Genomic DNA, 19,971 nt, shown 5'->3' with positions numbered 1-19,971 from the left:
GCCGGGCGCAGGGATTACTTCCGCGCCTCGAAGGCAATTTTCACCGCCATCCCCGCCAGCACCGTCGCCATCAGCCAGCGCTGAAACTGCTGCCATAACGGGCGCCCCGCGAGAAACAGCGACACCTGCCCGGCCATCACCACAATCCAGCGCATTAACCGCTACGCTAATGAGCGCCTGCGTCCCTCCCAGCACCAGCGACTGCGCAAGGATGCCGCCGTGTCCGGGCGAGATAAACTGCGGCAGCAGGGAGAGATACATGATGGCGATTTTAGGGTTGGCCAGGTTAGTAATAAAGCCCATCATAAACAGCTTACGGCCGCTATCGGCAGGCAGGTCGCGCACCGCAAAGACCGAGCGCCCGCCGGGCTTCACCGCCTGCCAGGCCAGATAAAGCAGATAGACCACGCCGCTGATGCGCAACGCGTCGTAAGCGTAGGGAACGGCGAAGATCAGTGCGGTAATACCGAACGCGGCGCACAGCATATAAAACACAAACCCCAGCGCCACCCCGCCGAGGGAGACCAGTCCGGCCCTTCTTCCCTGGCAAATCGAGCGTGAAATCAGATAGATCATATTCGGCCCCGGGGTCAATACCAGGCCAAGGGCAACAAGCGCGAAGGTCAGCAGCGACGGTATCTCAGGCATAGCGTATCTCCGGTAAAGTGATGTGATGCCCAGGCGCGCGGCGGCGATCCCCATGCTCCCCGACAGTACCTGTTTAAAGCGCCAGTCACAGGGTGACGAACAGTATGACCGCGGTTGGCGATGCGCGACAACTCACCTGAACAGGTGGGCTAACTCTCCTTATCTTCAGCTTTTGCCGCCGCGCTGGAGCGGTAAATAAAGAACAGCGCCAGCCCCAGACAGACGATGGCCCCCAGCCGCCCCGCTGAAAAGGCAATGGCGTCGTTACCCAGCCAGCCAAAATTATCGATCAGCAGACTCATGGCCAGTTGGCCAAAAATTACCGCCACCGTGGCCGTCGCGGTACCGATACGCTGCACCGCCACCACCATAATTACGATATAGGGGACGCCGCAAAATGCGCCCAGCAGCTGCCATTTCGGCACATCCAGCAGCGTTGTCGACTGATGGGGGGCAAAATAAAAAATCAGCAGCGCCGTGATCAAGGCGCCCACCGCAAACGTGAGAAACGCGCTGCGAAATACGCCCACCTGGCTGCCCAAACGGCCGTTAATCGCCGCCTGCATACTCAGCATCGCGCCGCCGACCAGCGCCAGCAAAATCATTATGCTACTCATGTTAACTCCTCAGCTTGTGGCGATCAGAATCAGGGCGACGATGATAAACAGCAGCGCGATAACCCGCCGTCCATCGATTTTACGTTTTGCCGAACCAAACAGGCCGTAATGGTCAATCAGCAGGCTTTTGCATACCTGACCGGCCAGAATGCCGATCATCGTCATGGCGATACCGATAACCGGTACGGCGATGGTTAAGATGACGACGTAAATGGGCCCCAGTACGCCCCCGGTAAGCTGCCAGCCCGGTAAGGAGAAGAACGAGGGGCCCTGCCTGGGGCCAAACAGCAGCATCAGCAGAAAGGTTAGCGCGCTCCCGACGCTAAAAATGCTGAAGGTAGCCCACAGGTCCCCTACCTGACCGGCAAGCGGCCCGAGTAGTCCGGCTTCCACGGATAACCCCATGCCGCCGGCAATCACAAGAAAAATAAGTAATAACTGCATCGTTGATATCCGATTATTGATTGAGTGGCAGAGCATAAAGCAGCGAAGTAATGTGAAAAACGATACAATCAGGGAAACACTTTTGCGGATATTGCATTAATGAGCGATGCGGGTAATGTGAATTTTCGGGCGCTGCAGCTGTTTATCGCCGTCTATGACAGCCAGAGTTTCTCCGTAGTGGCGAGGCGGGAAGGCGTTTCGCCCTCGATGGTGTCGCGCGTCATTCACCAGCTTGAGGATGCGCTCGGCCAGCAGCTCTTTTATCGTAATACCCGGGCGGTGGTTCCCACCGAAGCGGGACGCCTGTTTGCTGAACATGCCAGAGGGCTCGGCGAACGGTTCAGCGTTGCCAGGCGCGACCTGCAGGACCGTCGTCTTGAGCCGGGTGGACTGGTGCGGATCAACGCCCCGGTCTATTTTGGCCAGCGCCATATCGCGCCGTGGCTGCCGGGGCTGACGCAGCGCTATCCACAGATGCAAATTGCGCTGGCGCTGACCGATGATTTTATCGATCCGCACCGCGAAGCGACCGACCTGATTTTCCGCATCGGCAGCCTGCCGGACTCCAGCGTTCATGCCAGAGTACTGGGTATGCAGCATCACTATCTGGTTGCGGCTCCGGACTATCTGCAGCGCTGCGGCACGCCGGAGAAACCGGAAGATCTTCGCCATCACAGCACGCTGGTCTACAGCGGTTCAAATGGACCTAACCGCTGGCTGTTCCGCCTCGCGGAGGGAGAATGGGTTCACTATCCGCAAACGCCGCGGCTGGCATCAAATAACGCCGATGCGCTGCTGACCGCTGCGCTGGGAGGCATGGGGGTGGTGCTCTTTCCCGATTGGATGGTCAATGAAGCCATGGGGGCTGGAAGGCTGGTTCAGCTGATGCCTCACTACAGCGCGGCGATCGGCAGCAGCTCCTCGCCGGTGTCGGCGATCTACCCTCATGCCCGCCATCCTTCGTTAAACGTACGTGCGGTAATTGACTATTTTATCGACGTTTTTGGTACGCCTTTATACTGGCAGCGCTAAGCCGTTTTACGCACTAAAATTGTCGTAACTCAAACAATCGCTCTTCGCTGGCGGGGATGATGTCTTAACGATTCCTTTACGCGTATGTTACGACTATTGTGGTTGAGTCAATACTGAACAATCAATCATTGAACAATGATATATGTTCGGTTTTTACAAAGGCATTGAACGGAAATAACTATTAAATCCGTAGACTCATTCAAATATCGCTTATTGGTAGCAGTGTATATCGTAATGGCATTCACAAAAGCAAACGGAGCCTGATATGAGCACGTCAAACGATCCTTCGAATACCCCGTCGGCAGGGAAATGCCCTTTCCACGCCGAGACGGCGACGCCCACCCAGAGCGCGGGCGGTGGCACCGGCAACCGCGACTGGTGGCCAAATCAACTACGGGTGGATCTGCTGAATCAGCACTCCAATCGTTCAAACCCGCTGGGCGAACACTTTAACTACCGCGAAGAGTTTAAGAAGCTCGACTACTCGGCCCTGAAGGCCGATCTGCGCGCCCTGCTCACCGATTCTCAGGAGTGGTGGCCAGCGGACTGGGGTAGCTATATCGGGCTGTTTATTCGTATGGCGTGGCACGGCGCCGGTACCTATCGTACCGTTGACGGACGCGGCGGCGCGGGCCGCGGCCAGCAGCGTTTCGCACCGCTCAACTCCTGGCCGGATAACGTCAGCCTCGACAAAGCCCGTCGCCTGCTGTGGCCGGTAAAACAAAAATACGGGCAAAAAATCTCCTGGGCCGACCTCTATATGCTGGCAGGCAACGTGGCGCTGGAAAATGCCGGTTTCCGTACGTTTGGCTTCGGTGCCGGTCGTGAAGACGTCTGGGAACCGGATCTGGACGTCGACTGGGGTAACGAAACCGAATGGCTGGCCCATCGTCATCCGGAAAGCCTGAATCAGCAGGCCATTGGCGCGACCGAAATGGGGCTGATTTACGTCAACCCTGAAGGCCCCAACGCCAGCGGCGACCCGCTCTCCGCCGCCTCCGCGATTCGCGCGACCTTCGGCAATATGGCAATGAATGATGAAGAGATCGTCGCGCTGATCGCCGGCGGTCATACGCTGGGCAAAACCCACGGTTCCGCGGTGACCAGCCACGTTGGCGCAGAGCCGGAAGCGGCGCCGATTGAAGCGCAGGGACTCGGCTGGGCGAACAGCTACGGCAGCGGCGCGGGCGCCGACGCGATCACCTCCGGTCTGGAAGTGGTCTGGACGCAAACGCCGACCCAGTGGAGCAACTACTTCTTCGAAAACCTGTACAAATATGAGTGGGTGCAAACCCGCAGCCCGGCAGGCGCGATTCAGTTCGAAGCGAAAGACGGCCCGGAAATTATTCCAGACCCGTTTAATCCGGAGAAAAAACGCAAGCCGACCATGCTGGTCACCGACCTGACGCTGCGCTTCGACCCGGAGTTCGACAAGATTTCCCGCCGCTTCCTTAACGACCCGCAGGCCTTTAACGAAGCCTTTGCCCGCGCGTGGTTTAAACTTATCCACCGCGATATGGGGCCGAAGTCCCGCTACATGGGCCCGGAAGTGCCGAAAGAAGATCTGATCTGGCAAGATCCGCTACCGGCGGCGGTCCACACCCCAACCGCAGAGGATATCGCGACGCTGAAAACCGCCATTGCCGACGCCGGCCTTTCGGTCAGCGAGCTGGTTTCCGTTGCCTGGGCATCGGCCTCCACCTTCCGCGGCGGCGATAAACGCGGCGGCGCCAACGGCGCGCGTCTGGCGCTGGAACCGCAGAAATCCTGGCCGGTAAACGCCATCGCGTCCCGCGTGCTGCCGACCCTGCAGGGGATTCAGCAGGCATCCGGTAAAGCGTCGCTGGCCGATATTATCGTTCTGGCCGGCGTGGTGGGCATTGAGCAGGCTGCCGCGGCGGCGGGCGTTCAGGTTAGCGTTCCCTTCGCCCCTGGCCGCGTCGATGCGCGTCAGGATCAGACCGATGTGGAAGCGATGGATCTGCTGCAGCCGCTGGCCGATGGTTTCCGCAACTATCGTCGCGTTGGCGGCGGCATCTCCACCGAAACGCTGCTGATTGATAAAGCGCAGCAGTTAACGCTGACGGCGCCGGAAATGACGGTACTGGTGGGCGGTCTGCGCGTGCTGGGCGCGAACTTCGACGGCAGCCGACACGGCGTATTTACCGACCGCGTGGGGGTGTTGAGCAATGATTTCTTCGCTAACCTGCTCGATATGGGGACCGTCTGGAAAGCCGCTGACGAGCACGCTGAGCTGTTTATCGGCCGCGACCGTAAGAGCGGCGAAGAGAAATATACCGCGACCCGCGTTGACCTGGTGTTTGGCTCCAACTCCGTCCTGCGCGCCCTGGCTGAAGTTTATGCCTGCAGCGATGCGCGGCAGAAGTTCGTGAATGACTTCGTTGCCGCATGGACCAAGGTGATGAACCTCGACCGCTTCGATCTGTAATCCTTTCCCCGGCAGAAATGCTAAACCCGGGCCAATGGCCCGGGCTCCTCTTATCTAATCCAGATTGTCAGCAGAATAATGATGGCCGCAATAATCGCCACCTGAATAAAGACTTTATCCAGCGATCCTCTGCGCATCGCGCCCCCTTTTTCAGAACAGGATTTGCCAGATAGCCAGCAACAGCACCAGCAGACCCACCAGGAAAAATATCAGCGCGATGAGGGTGTCCGGAGAACGATTCATCTCTGCGCCTCCTTATCATCAGAACCACTGACCAAAGCGTTTGATATAGAAACGCTTCATGCCCTGCGCGACCAGGCAGTAGCTGAGCAGCGTCGCGATCAGCCACGGGAAGTAGCTCAGCGGCAGCGGCTCCAGCCCGACCATCGCCCCCAGCGGCGAGAATGGAATGTAGATGCCCATCGCCATAATGACCGCGGTGGTGAGCAGCACCGGCAACGTCGCTCGACTCTGGATAAACGGAATTTTCTGCGTTCTCAGCATATGCACCACCAGCGTTTGCGACAGCAGCCCTTCAATAAACCACCCGGACTGGAACAGCGCCTGGGCTTCGACGTGATTCGCCGCAAACACGTACCACATCAGCGCGAAGGTGGTGATATCAAAAATGGACGACGTCGGGCCAATCCACAGCATAAAGCGGCCGATATTTTTCGCATCCCACTTGCGCGGCTTACGCAGGAATTCCTTATCCATCTTGTCCCACGGCAGCGAGAGCTGAGAGAGATCGTACATCAGGTTCTGGATCAGCAGATGAATCGCCAGCATCGGCAGAAACGGAATAAACGCGCTGGCCACCAGTACCGAGAAGACGTTGCCGAAGTTAGAGCTGGCGGTCATATTCAGGTACTTAATGATATTGCCAAAGGTCTCACGCCCTTTGATCACCCCTTCTTCCAGCACCATCAAATCCTTTTCCAGCAGGATGATATCGGATGCCTCTTTGGCGATATCCGCCGCGCTGTCGACCGAAATTCCGACGTCCGCATCGCGCAGCGCCGGCGCATCGTTGATGCCATCGCCGAGGAAGCCGACGGTGTGGCCGTTTTTCTGCAGCGTTTTCAGGATGCGCGACTTCTGCAGCGGCGTCAGTTTGGCGAATACCGAACGCGTTTCCACTTCGCGCTGCAGTTCGTTATCCGTCATCGCTTCAATCTGTGCGCCGGTCAGGATACCGTGGGCATCAATCCCCACTTCCAGGCAAATACGCGCCGTGACCACCGGGTTATCGCCGGTCAACACTTTGACCGCCACGCCGTTATCGCGCAGCGCGGTAATCGCTTTTCCCGCGCTCTCCTTCGGCGGATCGAGGAAGGTCAGCATCCCTTCGACCGTCAGCCCCTGCTCATCCGCGGCGCACAGCGGGGTTGTCAGGGCGGAGTCATCCAGCTTGCGGGTCGCGACCAGCAGCACGCGGAAACCCTGGGCGTTGTAATCCTGCGTTTTGGCTAACAGCAGATCGCGGCGGGTTTCATCCAGCGCAACCACGCGGTCGCCTTCGCGCAGATGCGTGGCCACCATCAGCATCTCTTCGACCGCGCCTTTGCAGATCAGGCTTTTATCGCCGTGGCGGACATCTTCCACCGACACCGAGACCCGACGGCGGACAAAATCAAACGGCAGTTCATCAAGCTTTACGAAGCGTTCTTTGGTCGCTGGCGCAATCCGCCCCTCGCCAAAGCGCAGCACCGCCCGGTCCATCAGGTTGCGCGCCCCGCTCTGGCTGCTGCTGTTGAGCCACGCCAGCGTCAGCACCCGGTCGCTCTCGCTGCCGCTGACGTCAAGATGATGCTCAAGAATGATATTGTCCTGCGTCAGCGTGCCGGTTTTATCGGTGCACAGCACGTCCATGGCGCCAAAGTTCTGAATAGCGTTCAGCCGCTTGACGATCACTTTGCGCCGCGACATGGCGATAGCGCCTTTCGCCAGGTTTGAGCTGACGATCATCGGCAGCATTTCCGGCGTCAGACCCACCGCGACCGCCAGGGCAAACAGCGATGCCTCAACCCAGTCTCCTTTGCTGAAGCCGTTAATCAGCAGCACAATCGGCACCATCACCAGCATAAAACGGATCAGCAGCCAGCTGACGCTGTTTACCCCACGGTCGAACGCCGTCTGGGTGCGCGTACCGACAATGGACTTCGCCAGCGAACCAAACCAGGTGCGGTTTCCGGTGGCCACCACCACCGCCTGCGCCCTGCCGCTGGTCACGTTGGTGCCCATCAGACAGATATTGCCCATCTCCAGCAGGCTTTTATCTTTGTTCGGTTCGGGAAGCCTGTCGCACCCTTTGCCGGACACGCTGGCCAGAACATCATACTTTTCCACCGGTAGCGATTCGCCGCTAAGTATCGACTGGCTAACGAACAGATCCCGGGACTCCAGCAGGCGGACATCCGCCGGAACCAGATCCCCCGCCGCCAGGAAGATGATGTCACCGGGCACCAGTTCCTCAATGGCAATCTCCTCCTGCGCCGGCCCCATGTTACCAGGACCGCGACGCAGCACCGTCGCCGTGGTGCGAACCATGGATTTCAGCGCCTGCGCCGCTTTGTTGGTACGAAACTCCTGCCAGAAACGCAATAACCCGCTCAGGCTGACCATCGTGACGATAATGATAATCCCGGTCAGATCGGTCTCTTCGCCGTTACGCAGCGGTAGCCAGTAATCGGTCACAAAGCTGACGGCGGCCAGCGCCATCAGGACATAGATAAACGGGTTATTGAATGCCTGCAAAAGCTGGATTAGCGCCGGCGGCGCCTGCTCGTGCGCGACTTCATTGCGGCCATATTCATTCAGACGTTCAAGGGCATCTTCGGTGGTGAGCCCCTGACGGCTGCTGTTGAGCCGCGCCAGCGTATGATCCGGGCTGTTAAATGCCTCGGTTTCAATGGCGAAGCTTTTTTTATGCTGCTTATCATTTTCTGACGCAGACCGGTTTATTTTCCGGTTTTCTATTTTCATGTCAGTCATGATTATTCCTCAAATTTAAGACGTCGTTATCCCTGCATAATTGACTTATGCATAATTCATTTTTACGTTATTAAACGCTTATTACTTTAATTGCCTGGGAATATCCATCATTCCCTCCTTAGACAAATCATTGCCAGAGTAGAATATCAGGGAGGCTAACTCCCCTCGACGCACCAGCGCACTGACGTAATGTTTTCGTCACCGCCAATTCTTGACATAATAAGATCTCGCGCTTTGCGGGAGTCGGTATTACCAACCAGTTCGATGCGGATTTCTTTATGTCCTTGTTCTTTTGCTGCTATCGACACCAGCCCCTGCAAGCTGAGCGTCATCTCTTTACTGATATTAAGCAATAGCTGACGAATCGCGTTTTCATGTTCGCTATGACAGATAATATTCAGGACGTAGCATTTTTCTTCTTCTGTCGCGCCGGGGATCTGATTAATTCTCTGCGCCGCTTCGCGCAGTAGAATATTGGCGCACAGGATGATCAGCGTTGCCGCCGCCGCTTGCCAGAACTGGCCTAAGCCACACAGGACGCCAATCGCCGCAGAGCACCACAGGGTTGCCGCGGTATTCAGGCCGCGCACGTTCATGCCTTCCCGCATGATGACCCCGGCGCCGAGAAAACCAATTCCGGAAACCACCTGCGCGGCAATACGTCCCGGACTATCCGGCGATGTGGAGATAGAGCTCAGAATAAAAACCGCCGCGCCGGTGGCGACCAGCGCATTGGTGCGCAGGCCAGCCATCCGCTGACGCCACTGTCTTTCGGCGCCAATCAGCGCGCCCAACAGCATCGCGGCGAGTAAATTTGCGATATAAGGAAACATCAACATAGCTTCCTCCATTTTTGCTGGAAGAATTAACTACGTGCTTTATTAAGCACACGACAAATTGTCGCCAGAGAGGCGATTAACGTCGCGTTGACGGTGGAGGGAATAATGTATTTTTAAACATGAACATGACGATTATCCTCGCAGCCATGCTGCGTTATTTTTTATGGGATGCAATCGTCTGGATGAGGAGATTGCTGCCCGCCGGTTGGCAAGCAGCGCAGAAAAAATAGCGTCAGCTTGCCTTGATGTTTAAGTAAGGGTGACTGTCCAACATATTTCTCCTGTGTGAATTTGTGCTCATTATAGTCATTCAATTATTTGAGTAAAGTTAAAATCTCGCTTTAGTGACGATTTGTTTAGAATGACCTTAATGCGCTAAGCCTGCCCGTCAGGATTAACCCCGGCGCGAACCGGGGTTAATTCACTAGTCAAAGACGCCATTAATTATCGACGTCACGATCGCCGTACTCAGCGCGATCAGCACTAAATCCTGGCCCACCACGCGCCATTCATAGCCAGGATAGTAAGGCAGTTCGTTGAGCATCGATGCCGGAACCGCTTTTTTTGCAATCCCCGGAGGTAAGGGTTTACCGCGAGCCAGATTTTTGGCGATTCCCGGCGGCAGCGACTGATAGCCGGTTAAACCGTAGTTTACCGCCAGCGAACGCGCTCTGGAGAAGCTGATATCAGCGGAGACATGATCGGGTTTGCCGTAGTTTTTTCTCTGCCCCGGATTTCCTTCTTTATGACCCTGGTTGCCCTTATCAACGTTGTTTTTACCGCTATTGCCGTTGTTACCGTTATTGCCATGGTTACCGCTATTCCCATGATTACCGCCGCCGTTGCCATTACCCGGGTTGGCGAAAACCGGCGTGGCCATCATTGACAGCGAAAGCGCCGCCGCCAGCGCTGCTTGTAAAATTTTCTTGCTAGACATGATTATTTTCCTGAGTGGGAGTACTCGCTTTGAATGTAGGTGAATAACCTGAGCGCAACAATCTCTCGTTATCTTAAATTTATTTCAGGTCAAACTTTGCGGCCCGATGGTGAATTCCTTCACTCCGCGGCCGGGCCACAGGCGAAAACCAGCATACAACGCCAGCCAAACCACATTGGCATTATTTTATTCTGCAAATCTCTCTCCCCCGATGCGATTAAAAATTTAAAACCATTAACAATCAAATAACATTAGCAGGCAAACATTTTATCTGAGGAAAATAATAATATGTCTACCACCCAGGTTCTGGGCGACGCCGCGTTCGCCGCCCCAGGACATCCCCACTCCAGCCTGACCGCTCGCATCGATGCGCTGCCCGCCTCCGTTGGCCTGTGGTCTTTTATCACCCTCCTGGCGCTGGGCGGCTTCTTCGAGCTGTACGATCTTTTTCAGACCGGTTATATCAGTACCGGGCTGCTGGCAGAGGATATTTTCCATACCGGCGAGCAGGGTATCTTCGGTATCTCCGACCAGGCCGCCTTCGCGTCGTCCACCTTTATGGGGCTGTTTATTGGCGCCAGCCTGCTTGCGCCGCTGGCGGATAAACTGGGCCGCCGCCTGACGTTTATGTTTGCCCTCGCCTGGTACGGCGTATTTTCGCTGATGATGGCCCTGCAAAGCAGCGCCGAAGGGGTTATCTTCTGCCGCTTTCTGGTCGGCGTCGGTCTCGGCATTGAGCTGGTGACCATCGACACCTATTTAAGCGAATGGGTGCCGACGCATCTGCGCAATAAAGCCTTCGCTTTCGCCTTCTTTATTCAGTTTTTATCGGTCCCCGCCGTGGCGCTGATGTCGTGGCTGCTGGTGCCGATTACCCTTTTCGGCCTGACCGGCTGGCGCTGGGTGATTATCTTCGGCGCGCTCTGTTCGCTGATTATCTGGGTTATCCGCAAGAAGCTGCCGGAGTCGGCGCGCTGGCTGGATGAAAAAGGCCGCCACGAGGAAGCCCATAAGGTGATGTGCGAAATGGAACAGCGCTGCGGCGTTTCTCCCTCGCCGCGCCACCAGGTTGAGACGCAGGATAACCCGCGCGGGCTGGGAAGCTTTAAAGCGATCTGGGCGCCGCAGTACCGCAAACGTACGATCATGCTGATGGTAATGAACTTCTTCCAGGCCATCGGCTTCTTTGGCTTCGGCAACTGGCTACCGGCCCTGCTTTCCGGTCAGGGGGCGAGCATCACCCACAGCCTGCTGTACGCGTTCTTTATTACCCTCGCCTATCCGATTGGCTGTCTGTTCTGCACCCGCTTCGTTCATCGTTTTGAAAACAAATGGCAAATTGTGCTTTCCGCGCTGATGACGGTGGTGTTTGGTACCCTGTTTGCCCTGCAGAACAGCCCGGTGCTGCTGGTGATTTGCGGGTTTATGATCACCTGGTCAAACGCCTGGCTGACCATTAGCTATCACGCCTACCAGGCCGAAGTTTTCCCGACCCATATTCGCGCGCGGGCGGTCGGCTTCTGCTACTCCTTCAGCCGGCTGTCGACGGCGATCACCAGCATTTTGATCGGCATTATTTTGCAATACGCCGGTACCCCAGGCGTGATTAGCTTTATCGTCGCCAGTATGCTGATGGTGATGCTGTCGGTGGGCATCTTTGGTCCGAAAACCCGCGGGATCAGCCTGGAGAATATTTGACGGTAGCCGCCGCCGGGTTAGCCGGCGGCGCGCGTGGCTAATCTTTTCTCCTGAACCCGCAGCAGCCACGGCAGCGGCAATGCGCTCAGGGCGCAGAGCAGCAATATCCCCTGCATCGCCCGCTCGCCGTTGCCGTCAACCGAGAGCACCCACGATGAAAGCAGAAAGGCCGCCGCCGTACTTAATGACATCAGGGTATTCTGTAAAAGCGTAAACCCGGACCTGGCGCTATCCGCTGGAAAACGCATTGCCACAGCCGATGAGGCCACCAGACGACAGTAGGCGGCGGCCAGAAACAGCACCATAAACAGTGCGCCTCCGCGGTTGCAGGTAAAAGCGATGCTCAGGCTCAGTATAAACAGCAGACTGGCCAGCAGGCTGATGCGGTAGCCGCTGTAATGCTGGCATAGCTTGCCGGTGAGTTTAGTTGCGCATAGTCCGGCCACGCCTCCGCCGAAAAAGAGCCACGGCAATTCATCGCCGCTGGCCCCCATTTTCACCGTCAGTAACGGTATCAGCAGCGGAATGATTAACATCGGACTGAACTGCGCGAGCGCGTTGCCGGAGGCGTAAAACAGCACCGATGACGACCAGCGCAAACCCGCCTGACGGCTCGCCTCGATGGGTTGCTCCGGCAGCGCCAGTTGTATCAGCGGTAACGCGATTAAGCAGAGTCCGCCGATCGTCGCGGGGGCTATCTGCCAGCCGATTTTTGCACTGAGAAATAGCATCGTCGGCATACCGACAATACTGACCAGCGAGAATGCGGCAATCGTGGAGGCCAATGCCCGCGGGCGCAGGTGCGGCGGCATAATGTTGATTAACAGACTGCTGCCCACGCCCATTGTGGTCCCGCCAACCAGACCGGCAAGAAAACGCCAGAACAATAATACGTCAAACCGGGTGGTAGTCAGCGTCATCATCGTTAATCCCCCCAACAGGGCCATATTGCAGAGCAAAAAGCGCCGCGGTTTAACGTTACCGACCCATCGCCAGACGCTTACCCCAGCAATGACGGAAGCCAGCGTATAAACGCCGGTGACGTAACCCGCCTGGCTTACCGGCACCTGAAACGTCGGCGCCATCCAGGTAAATAAGGGATTAAAAATCATATATTCGAGGGCGTTGATGAATTGAACAAAGGCCACGATCAACGTTATTCGTACCAGATATCCGGGCATGTAAGACTCCTGACTATGTAATGCGGAGAGTCTAGCGTCTGGCAAAACCGGGCATAAGACGGTAAAAATGACGTTGTTAATTATCAAAATCGGGATAATCGAGAGTGAAAAAATTGGATCTCAACGCCCTGCGGGTGTTCGTCACCGTGGCGGAAAATGGCTCCTTTCGCGCCGGAGCAAAAGCGCTGCAGATGCCCTCATCGAACGTGAGCCGACAGATTTCGCAGCTTGAGGAGAGCCTTCAGCTGCGCCTGATACAGCGCAGTACCCGGCACATGAAGCTGACCCCTGCCGGTCAGACGCTGCTCGCCAGTATGCGACCGGTGCTGGAGCAACTTGCCGCTACGGAAGCTGAACTGACGCAGCAGCAGGCCGAACCCGAAGGGCCGCTACGCTTGTGTCTTCCGAACGAAATTGGCCCCTCGCTGTTTGCGCCGCTGATGGCGCAATTTGCCATGCGCTATCCAAAAATAATCGTCAGCTGTACCACGAATCTGGCGGGAACGGAGGTGTTAAAAGAGGATGTGGATATTGCGGTGATTATCACCCGCGGCAAAATGGAAGACGCCAGCGTCATTGCGCGCCCGCTCTTTTCGTTTCCCTGCTGCGTGGTCGCTTCTCCGCAGCTGATTGCCAGAACGGGTATGCCGACACACAGCGAGCAATTAACCGCGCAGCCCTGCATTACCACCGTCAGCGCCCTCGCGGGGCAAGCCTGGCAATTTGCCGCGGCGGACGGTAGCTTTAAAAAGGTTAACGTCAACGGGCACTATCGCGTCAACAGCGGCGAAATGGCGCTGCATGCCGCGCTTGCCGGCGTTGGCTTCGCTATTCTGGGGGAGAAACCCTGCCGCCCGTTTATCGATCGCGGTGAACTCCAGGAAGTCACGCTGGAGCTGCCGCCGGCGCCGTTACAGCTCTCCGCCCTCTATCGGGAGCGCCACTTTATGCCCGCCAGAACGCGCGTCTGGCTTGAATTTATCCAGTCGCAGATGGCCAGCTAAGCGCCGTCAGCCGACTGGCGTTCGCTAAAAATCACCTGCGCATCGGCGAAGCATTTCTCCGCCAGCGACGACACCGGCTCTTTGTTGCGCATGATCAGCGCCAGCATCGAGTCGACCTCCGTCTCGGGGATCGGCCTGATTTCCAGATTATCGCTTAGCGCTTCGAGGCCGTTGTTCAGCGGCATAATCGCACAGCAGATCCCGGCCTGCACCGCCTGGATGATCTGAAACGTGGAGTCGCTTTCAAAAACGTATTTTGGCGCCAGCCCCTTGGCCTTAAAGCTCATCTCAATCGATTCACGGTAGTACATGCCCTTGGTCAGAAAGCCCAGCGGCAGCGCGGCCAGGGTATCCCACTCAGGCGTCGCGTCGGCAAACTGATAATGACGCCTATCGTGCAGCAGCCCCATGCGGGTATTCGGCAGCCAGACCACGTTGAACAGTTGGCTATCGACGTGGTGCAGATAGCAGATCCCCAGATCCAGCTGGTTGCGGCTAACGCCGTCGATAATCTGTTCCGAGGTCATGGACAGCAGACTGAACTGCAGCTCCGGGTATTTATCCGCCAGCGGCTTGATCAGTTGCATCGGATTCAGGCTGGCTAAAGGCACCATTCCGACTCTTAGCTGGCCGACCATCTGCCCGCGACAGATAGCCGCCTCCGCCTCCAGCCCGTCGTGCGCCGCCAGCAGCGCTCGCGCCCAGGCCAGAATACGCTCACCCTCTGGGGTAAACCCTTCAAACCGCTGCCCGCGCTGAATCAGCGTCAGATTAAGTTCTTCTTCAAGATTGCGGATACGCATCGATAGCGTGGGCTGGGTGATATGGCAGGCCGCCGCGGCCTGGCCGAAATGTCGTGTTCTGTCGAGCGCAATCAGGTACTTAAGCTGTTTAATATCCATTATCATCCACTGTTTGCGCAATCTGCTGGCAGCGCAGCAGGTAAAATGTTAGCTAAATGTTATGTTCTGCGTTGATGAAATTCAAGCGCCGGTGGACCGTTGCTCGTCCCGCGTGCCTGAGGCTACACTCATGCTATGCCCCGGCAGGAGAAACCGTTGAAAACTCGCCTTCATCACGTTCAGCAGCACCGGCTCGCCATGCCGGGACTGGAAGCCATGTCGTTAGTCACGGAACAGAGTTTTCCGCGCCATTCCCACGACCAGTTCGGCATCGGGATTTTCACTCAGGGCGCGCAGCGTTCGTGGAGCCATCTGGGCAAAATTGAGGCCGCCGCCGGAAATATCATTATGGTTAACCCGGGGGAGATGCACGACGGTATCCCGCTGAATGGCCCGCGCAGCTGGCAGATGATCTATCTCGATCCCGAGCGGGTTGCCGCTGAATTTCAGGGAGCGATAAAGGCCGAAGATATTCTCCTGCGCCCGGTGGTCGAGGACCCGCAGCTGCGCGGACTGATGCTGCGGCTGTTTAGCGAGATTGTCGCCAGCGCCCCCGAGGATACCGCCGTAGAAGAGGCGCTACTGCTCTGCCTGATGCGGGTAAGCCGATACCATCTCTGCGCACGGCGGCCTGATAAAAGCGGTACCCCCTCCATCGCGCTGGCCAGGCAATATCTCGATGATGCCCCCGAAGAGAAAATCTCTCTCGAGGTGCTTGCTACCCTCTGCGGTCTCAGCCGCTTTCAGCTGATCCGCGGCTTCGCTCGCGAAACCGGCATCACGCCGCACGCTTATCTGGTACAGGCCCGCCTGCGCCTGGCGCGCCGCCTGCTCGCCGAAGGTCACTCCCCCGCCGATACCGCCTTCATGGCCGGCTTTGCCGATCAAAGCCATCTGACCCGCGCGTTTCAAAGGCAGTTCGCCATGACCCCAGGCAGCTATCAGGCGAGCCGCTAGCCGACGCTGTGCAATTTTGTTCAATACCGGCGCGCGGCTTTGCGAAATACTCAGGGCCTCGATTCTCTGCAACAGGAATGACATCATGGCGTTCATCACCCCTGAGTTTCTTTTGACTTCGCTGATTGTGGTCATCGCCCCCGGCACCGGGACGCTTTACACCATTGCCACCGGCCTGGCGGCGGGCAGAGGCATGAGTTTTGCCGCGGCCTTCGGCTGCACGCTGGGCATTATTCCGCATATGCTGGCGGCGATAACCGGGCTGGCGGCCATCCTCCACAGCACCCCCGGCGCCTTCGAGCTGGTGAAGTACGCCGGCGTCGCCTGGCTGCTGTACCTCGCATGGGCCACCCTGACCCAGCGCGGCAGCCTGAACGTGGAAGGCGTCGAGCAACGCAACCCGCGCCAGGTCATCAGCCACGCGATTCTGATTAATTTGCTTAACCCCAAGCTGCCGCTCTTCTTTCTCGCCTTTCTGCCGCAGTTTATCCAGCGCGGCTCGGCTTCGCCGATCGGGGAAATGCTGATCCTGAGCGCCGTTTTTATGCTGATGACGCTGCTGGTTTTTATGCTCTATGGCGCCTTTTCGGCGGCGATGCGCGGATACGTGCTGTCGCGTCCGCGGGTGTTACAGGGGCTGAGAGCCTGCTTTGCCGCCGGTTTTGTCGGGCTGGGGATTAAGCTGATTCTGGCGCAGAGGTAGCGATTTTGCCCACGACGCGACGATCGCCGCGGGCAAACGGCGCTTTAGCGAAGCCCCGCCAGCGCGCGGATCTCTTTCGAGCGCAGCGTTAAACGGACGGGCGCCGATTTATACGACGGCGTGCCGCTCTCTTTATCGAGATAATCCAGAGGGACCAGCACGTTGGCTTCGGGGTAATAGGCGGCAACGGTGCCCGGCGCGATGCTGTACGCGACCAGGGTGATATCTTCCAGCCGCTGATGGTGGCCCGGCAGCGCGGAGCTGATATCCACCCGATCGCCGTGTTCGAATCCCTGCTCAGCCATATCCTGCTCGTTCATAAACAACACGTCGCGACGGCCAAACACGCCGCGGTAGCGGTCGTCCATGGCGTAAATGGTGGTGTTGTACTGATCGTGGCTGCGCAGCGTCACCAGGCGCATCACGTCATGCCCTGCTACCTGCTGGTTTTCGTGCACCCCGTGAAAAACGGAAAACATCGCTTTGCCGGTCGGCGTCGGCCAGATACGCTCCGTCGGCGGCAGCGGCATGCGAAAACCGCCGGGATGGCGAATACGCTGGTTGTACTGGTCAAAGCCGGGAATGGTCTGCTCGATCAGATCGCGAATGCGATCGTAGTCGGCGACCAGCGACAGCCAGTCAACGCTGCTTTCCGGCAGCGTCGCCATGGCCATCGCCGCGACAATCGCCGGCTCCGATCGCAGCTCTGGCGAACCGGGTTTCAGCTTGCCCGACGACGCGTGCACCATCGACATCGAATCTTCCACGGTGATCGACTGGCGTCCCGTCTCCTGAATATCGAGTTCGGTTCGGCCAAGGCACGGCAGGATAAAGGTCTCATTGGCCACCAGAAGATGCGAACGATTGAGCTTGGTGCCAATATGCACGCTCAGATCCAGCCCCCGCATCGCCGGAAAAGCCCGTTCGCTATCCGGCATAGCCACCGCGAAGTTCCCGCCAAGGCAGAGCAGCGCTTTCGATTCGCCGTCGATCATCGCCTGTAGCGCTTTTACCGCATCGTGACCATGCTCCTGCGGCGGCGTAAAACCAAACACCCGCTGCAGGTTGGCGAGAAACTGGGGGCTCGGCTTTTCCGTGATGCCGACGGTACGGTTGCCCTGTACGTTGGAGTGTCCGCGCAGCGGGCAGATCCCGGCCCCCGGCTTGCCGATATTCCCGCGCATCAGCAGCAGGTCGGCTATCAGGCGTACATTAGAGGTGCCCTTATTGTGCTGGGTGATGCCCATGCCGTAGGTGATAATCGTGGCGTTAGATTTAGCGTAAGCCGCCGCCACCCGTTCAAGATCGCCGCGCGTCAGGCCGGACTCCCGTTCAATATCCGGCCACGGCGTCGCGTCCACATCCTGCGCAAACTCGGTAAAGCCCAGCGTATGCTCATCGATAAACGCCCGATCCAGCACATCGCCCTGCTCTGCTTCCAGCCGGAGCAGCGCCTTCGCGATACCCTTAAGCGCCGCCGCGTCGCCGCCCGCTTTGACCTGGAAATAGGTCGACGCGATGTTGGTTGAGCCGTAGGTCGCCATCTCAATGACGTTCTGCGGATCGGCGAAACGCTCCAGCGCCCGCTCTTTTAGCGGGTTGAAGACGATAATCGGCACCCCCCGGCGCGCCAGTTCGTGCAGCGTGCCCATCATGCGCGGATGGTTGGTTCCGGGATTGTGGCCGATAGAGATAACCAGCTCGGTCTTATCAAAGTCATCGAGGGAGACCGTCCCTTTACCGATGCCGATGGACTGCGGCAGGCCGACGCTGGTCGACTCGTGGCACATATTGGAGCAGTCCGGAAAGTTGTTGGTGCCATATTCGCGGGCAAACAGCTGGAACAGGAAGGCCACTTCGTTAGAGGCGCGCCCGGAGGTATAAAACTCGACTTCATTGGGCTGCAGCGTACGGAGAATGGCGCCGATGCGGGTAAACGCCGCGTCCCATGAGACCGGACGCAGGGTATCGCTGGCCTTATCGTAGGCCAGGGGCTGGGTTAAGCGCCCGTAGCCTTCCAGCTCAAAATCGCTGCGCGCCAGCAGCGACGTCACGGTGTTAGCCGCGAGAAACTCAGCCGTGACCCGTTTACTGGTGGCTTCCCAGGTCACCGCTTTGGCGCCGTTTTCGCAGAACTGAAACGTCGATTTATGCTCTTTGTCGGGCCAGGCGCAGCCGGGACAATCAAAGCCATCCGGCTGATTGGTCCGCAGCAGCGTGGCGGGGGCATCGAGCGCATCCATTTGCGTACGAACGGCGATAGCGGTGGCTTTTAAGGCACCCCAGCCGCCCGCCGGACCATCATAGGGATGGACGCCGGGAACGACGCGTCTTCTGTTACTCATGTTCACTCCTGATGCGCTTTCGGCGGCGTATGGCAGGTGAAACGCCGCACGATCTCTTATCACCCGTTACCAGCCAGGGTAACGGGTGTTTTTTGTTAACGAAAGCATAACAATCAGGGCGGTGGCTGTATAATCAATGTTATCTATCACGCGTTAGATTTAACTTATTTAACGAATAATAAACATACAAAAATCAGGTCAGATTGTAGTGGCGATCCGGCGCCAGTTTCTCCGGTAAGGGATGCTGGCCGGTCATATCCAGCAGGTTGCGCTCAATGGTGTTACACATCGCGTTCAGCGGCAAATCGTTGGCTGCGGTACCGAACGGGTCCTCCAGCTCTTCCGCCAGCGAATCCCACGACAGAAAGGTGTAGGAGATAAACACCGACACGAACGGCGTCATATAGTGAAGATCGCCGACCAGCGCAAACGGCAGCAGCGTACAGAACAGATACACGGTGCGCTGCAAAATGAGCGTGTAGGCAAAGGGCACCGGGGTGCTGGCGAGGCGCTCACAGCCGCCCAGCGCGTGCCCCAGCTCATCAAGCTTATTGTCCATCAGGCTGAAGGTGACATCGCCGATCTTCTCTTCTGCGCGCAGGCGCCCAAGCTCATCGCCTGCCAGCAGCAGAATGCGGTTGGTTGGCATCGAACTGGCGAGAATTTCCGCCACGCTTTGCGCCGGCAGCAGACGCGCTAAATCGGCGCTCGGATCCGTCTTGCGCAGCTGATGCTTCAGGCTCCAGCTAAACGCCACCAGGTAGCTCACCAGGCGTTGATGGGCTGCGCTTTCGGCCGGCAGGATATTCTTCAGCTGGCGCACCAGCGTTCTCTGGGCAATCAGCACCGTTCCCCACAAATTGCGCGCTTCAACAAAGCGGTTGTATCCGGCGCTATTGCGAAAGCCAAGAAAAATGGCAATGGCGATCCCCAGCAGGCTAAACGGCGCGACGGTAAGATGGATACCCAGCTGTTCGTACCATTGATAGCTGATGATCGCGATAATCGACATCATCAGGTTAAGCAGCAGGCGAAAGACGATTTTTGACAGCACGGAGCCGTGCCAGTCAAACAAGCGAAGGAACCAGTGTTGTTCTGGCCGGATAATCATTGTTTTACTTCCTGAAGTTTCGAACGAATAATAGATACTTTCTATTATGCGATTGCCTTTTTATATTGTTTAAAAACACGACACGGCGTCAGCCGGCTATTTATCAGCGA

17 protein-coding genes and 1 pseudogene are annotated in these 19,971 nt (G+C 57.4%); 6 read left to right on the top strand and 12 right to left on the bottom strand.

Annotation, left to right across the window (positions count from 1 at the left end; all coding sequences use genetic code 11):
• Positions 1-14: 14 nt before the first annotated feature.
• The 3 genes and pseudogenes from F8562_RS15565 to F8562_RS15555 form a co-directional block, all read right to left on the bottom strand.
• Positions 15-648 (bottom strand): annotated as a pseudogene (locus F8562_RS15565) (LysE family translocator).
• A 149-nt stretch (positions 649-797) separates the two neighbouring features.
• Complete coding sequence (locus F8562_RS15560) at positions 798-1,265, bottom strand: DMT family transporter (RefSeq protein ID WP_025108281.1); 468 nt, start codon at positions 1,263-1,265, stop codon at positions 798-800.
• A gap of 9 nt (positions 1,266-1,274) precedes the next feature.
• On the bottom strand, positions 1,275-1,709 hold the full coding sequence (locus tag F8562_RS15555) for a DMT family transporter (RefSeq protein WP_004850792.1): 435 nt from the start codon (positions 1,707-1,709) through the stop codon (positions 1,275-1,277).
• Positions 1,710-1,808: 99 nt separating this feature from the next.
• Here F8562_RS15555 and F8562_RS15550 point away from each other — a divergent pair, with 99 nt between their 5' ends.
• Complete coding sequence (locus F8562_RS15550; RefSeq protein ID WP_014838450.1) at positions 1,809-2,741, top strand: LysR family transcriptional regulator; 933 nt, start codon at positions 1,809-1,811, stop codon at positions 2,739-2,741.
• 265 nt (positions 2,742-3,006) lie between these two features.
• On the top strand, positions 3,007-5,190 hold the full coding sequence (katG, locus tag F8562_RS15545) for a catalase/peroxidase HPI (protein ID WP_014838449.1): 2,184 nt from the start codon (positions 3,007-3,009) through the stop codon (positions 5,188-5,190).
• A gap of 50 nt (positions 5,191-5,240) precedes the next feature.
• Here the strand turns inward: katG and mgtU are convergent, their stop codons facing one another.
• The 5 genes from mgtU to F8562_RS29490 form a co-directional block, all read right to left on the bottom strand.
• A complete protein-coding gene (gene mgtU, locus F8562_RS29650) occupies positions 5,241-5,327 on the bottom strand; it encodes a magnesium transporter protection protein MgtU (protein WP_251009858.1) in 87 nt (28 codons plus the stop codon).
• Positions 5,328-5,340: 13 nt separating this feature from the next.
• A complete protein-coding gene (gene mgtR / locus F8562_RS15540) occupies positions 5,341-5,433 on the bottom strand; it encodes a protein MgtR (protein WP_014229313.1) in 93 nt (30 codons plus the stop codon).
• Between the two features lie 18 nt (positions 5,434-5,451).
• On the bottom strand, positions 5,452-8,184 hold the full coding sequence (mgtA, locus tag F8562_RS15535) for a magnesium-translocating P-type ATPase (protein ID WP_049080919.1): 2,733 nt from the start codon (positions 8,182-8,184) through the stop codon (positions 5,452-5,454).
• Between the two features lie 155 nt (positions 8,185-8,339).
• The gene (locus F8562_RS15530) at positions 8,340-9,035 is read right to left on the bottom strand and encodes an MgtC family protein (protein WP_025108277.1); all 696 of its coding nucleotides are present in this window, start codon (positions 9,033-9,035) and stop codon (positions 8,340-8,342) included.
• A 412-nt stretch (positions 9,036-9,447) separates the two neighbouring features.
• Positions 9,448-9,960: an anti-virulence regulator CigR family protein gene (locus tag F8562_RS29490; protein ID WP_014229309.1), complete on the bottom strand. Its 513-nt coding sequence runs from the start codon at positions 9,958-9,960 to the stop codon at positions 9,448-9,450.
• A 288-nt stretch (positions 9,961-10,248) separates the two neighbouring features.
• Between F8562_RS29490 and F8562_RS15520 the strand changes: the two genes are divergently transcribed.
• Positions 10,249-11,658: an MFS transporter gene (locus tag F8562_RS15520; protein WP_014838447.1), complete on the top strand. Its 1,410-nt coding sequence runs from the start codon at positions 10,249-10,251 to the stop codon at positions 11,656-11,658.
• A gap of 17 nt (positions 11,659-11,675) precedes the next feature.
• Here F8562_RS15520 and F8562_RS15515 read toward each other — a convergent pair whose 3' ends face one another.
• A complete protein-coding gene (locus F8562_RS15515) occupies positions 11,676-12,839 on the bottom strand; it encodes an MFS transporter (RefSeq protein WP_014838446.1) in 1,164 nt (387 codons plus the stop codon).
• 104 nt (positions 12,840-12,943) lie between these two features.
• Between F8562_RS15515 and F8562_RS15510 the strand changes: the two genes are divergently transcribed.
• Positions 12,944-13,843 (top strand): LysR family transcriptional regulator, encoded by a 900-nt coding sequence (locus F8562_RS15510; protein WP_014229306.1) that lies wholly within the window; start codon positions 12,944-12,946, stop codon positions 13,841-13,843.
• Here F8562_RS15510 and F8562_RS15505 read toward each other — a convergent pair.
• Entirely contained in the window at positions 13,840-14,745 is a 906-nt protein-coding gene (locus tag F8562_RS15505) for a LysR family transcriptional regulator (protein WP_014229305.1), read from the bottom strand. The two genes, F8562_RS15510 and F8562_RS15505, sit on opposite strands and share 4 nt — an antisense overlap.
• A gap of 156 nt (positions 14,746-14,901) precedes the next feature.
• On the opposite strand from F8562_RS15505, the gene F8562_RS15500 reads away from it, so the two are divergent.
• Positions 14,902-15,702 (top strand): AraC family transcriptional regulator, encoded by an 801-nt coding sequence (locus tag F8562_RS15500; protein ID WP_042934096.1) that lies wholly within the window; start codon positions 14,902-14,904, stop codon positions 15,700-15,702.
• Between the two features lie 85 nt (positions 15,703-15,787).
• Positions 15,788-16,405 (top strand): LysE family translocator, encoded by a 618-nt coding sequence (locus tag F8562_RS15495; RefSeq protein WP_014229303.1) that lies wholly within the window; start codon positions 15,788-15,790, stop codon positions 16,403-16,405.
• Positions 16,406-16,449: 44 nt separating this feature from the next.
• On the opposite strand, the gene F8562_RS15490 is transcribed toward F8562_RS15495, so the two are convergent.
• Together F8562_RS15490 and F8562_RS15485 are read right to left on the bottom strand one after the other, a co-directional pair.
• Positions 16,450-18,750 carry an FdhF/YdeP family oxidoreductase gene (locus F8562_RS15490; protein ID WP_014838444.1) on the bottom strand — a complete coding sequence of 767 codons (2,301 nt, stop codon included), beginning with the start codon at positions 18,748-18,750 and terminating at the stop codon, positions 16,450-16,452.
• A gap of 193 nt (positions 18,751-18,943) precedes the next feature.
• On the bottom strand, positions 18,944-19,861 hold the full coding sequence (locus tag F8562_RS15485) for a bestrophin family protein (RefSeq protein WP_014838443.1): 918 nt from the start codon (positions 19,859-19,861) through the stop codon (positions 18,944-18,946).
• Positions 19,862-19,971 lie beyond the last annotated feature (110 nt).

It is taken from the genome of Klebsiella sp. RCJ4 (assembly GCF_009025755.1).
Classification (GTDB): domain Bacteria; phylum Pseudomonadota; class Gammaproteobacteria; order Enterobacterales; family Enterobacteriaceae; genus Klebsiella; species Klebsiella michiganensis.
This window is presented reverse-complemented; position numbering and strand designations above follow the sequence as displayed.

Coding starts and splice junctions, on each gene's coding strand:
- F8562_RS15560 (WP_025108281.1), bottom strand. CDS start 1,265: ATGAGTAGCATAATGATTTTGCTGGCGCTGGTCGGCGGCGCGATGCTG.
- F8562_RS15555 (WP_004850792.1), bottom strand. CDS start 1,709: ATGCAGTTATTACTTATTTTTCTTGTGATTGCCGGCGGCATGGGGTTA.
- F8562_RS15550 (WP_014838450.1), top strand. CDS start 1,809: ATGAGCGATGCGGGTAATGTGAATTTTCGGGCGCTGCAGCTGTTTATC.
- katG (WP_014838449.1), top strand. CDS start 3,007: ATGAGCACGTCAAACGATCCTTCGAATACCCCGTCGGCAGGGAAATGC.
- mgtU (WP_251009858.1), bottom strand. CDS start 5,327: ATGCGCAGAGGATCGCTGGATAAAGTCTTTATTCAGGTGGCGATTATT.
- mgtR (WP_014229313.1), bottom strand. CDS start 5,433: ATGAATCGTTCTCCGGACACCCTCATCGCGCTGATATTTTTCCTGGTG.
- mgtA (WP_049080919.1), bottom strand. CDS start 8,184: ATGACTGACATGAAAATAGAAAACCGGAAAATAAACCGGTCTGCGTCA.
- F8562_RS15530 (WP_025108277.1), bottom strand. CDS start 9,035: ATGGAGGAAGCTATGTTGATGTTTCCTTATATCGCAAATTTACTCGCC.
- F8562_RS29490 (WP_014229309.1), bottom strand. CDS start 9,960: ATGTCTAGCAAGAAAATTTTACAAGCAGCGCTGGCGGCGGCGCTTTCG.
- F8562_RS15520 (WP_014838447.1), top strand. CDS start 10,249: ATGTCTACCACCCAGGTTCTGGGCGACGCCGCGTTCGCCGCCCCAGGA.
- F8562_RS15515 (WP_014838446.1), bottom strand. CDS start 12,839: ATGCCCGGATATCTGGTACGAATAACGTTGATCGTGGCCTTTGTTCAA.
- F8562_RS15505 (WP_014229305.1), bottom strand. CDS start 14,745: ATGGATATTAAACAGCTTAAGTACCTGATTGCGCTCGACAGAACACGA.
- F8562_RS15495 (WP_014229303.1), top strand. CDS start 15,788: ATGGCGTTCATCACCCCTGAGTTTCTTTTGACTTCGCTGATTGTGGTC.
- F8562_RS15490 (WP_014838444.1), bottom strand. CDS start 18,750: ATGAGTAACAGAAGACGCGTCGTTCCCGGCGTCCATCCCTATGATGGT.
- F8562_RS15485 (WP_014838443.1), bottom strand. CDS start 19,861: ATGATTATCCGGCCAGAACAACACTGGTTCCTTCGCTTGTTTGACTGG.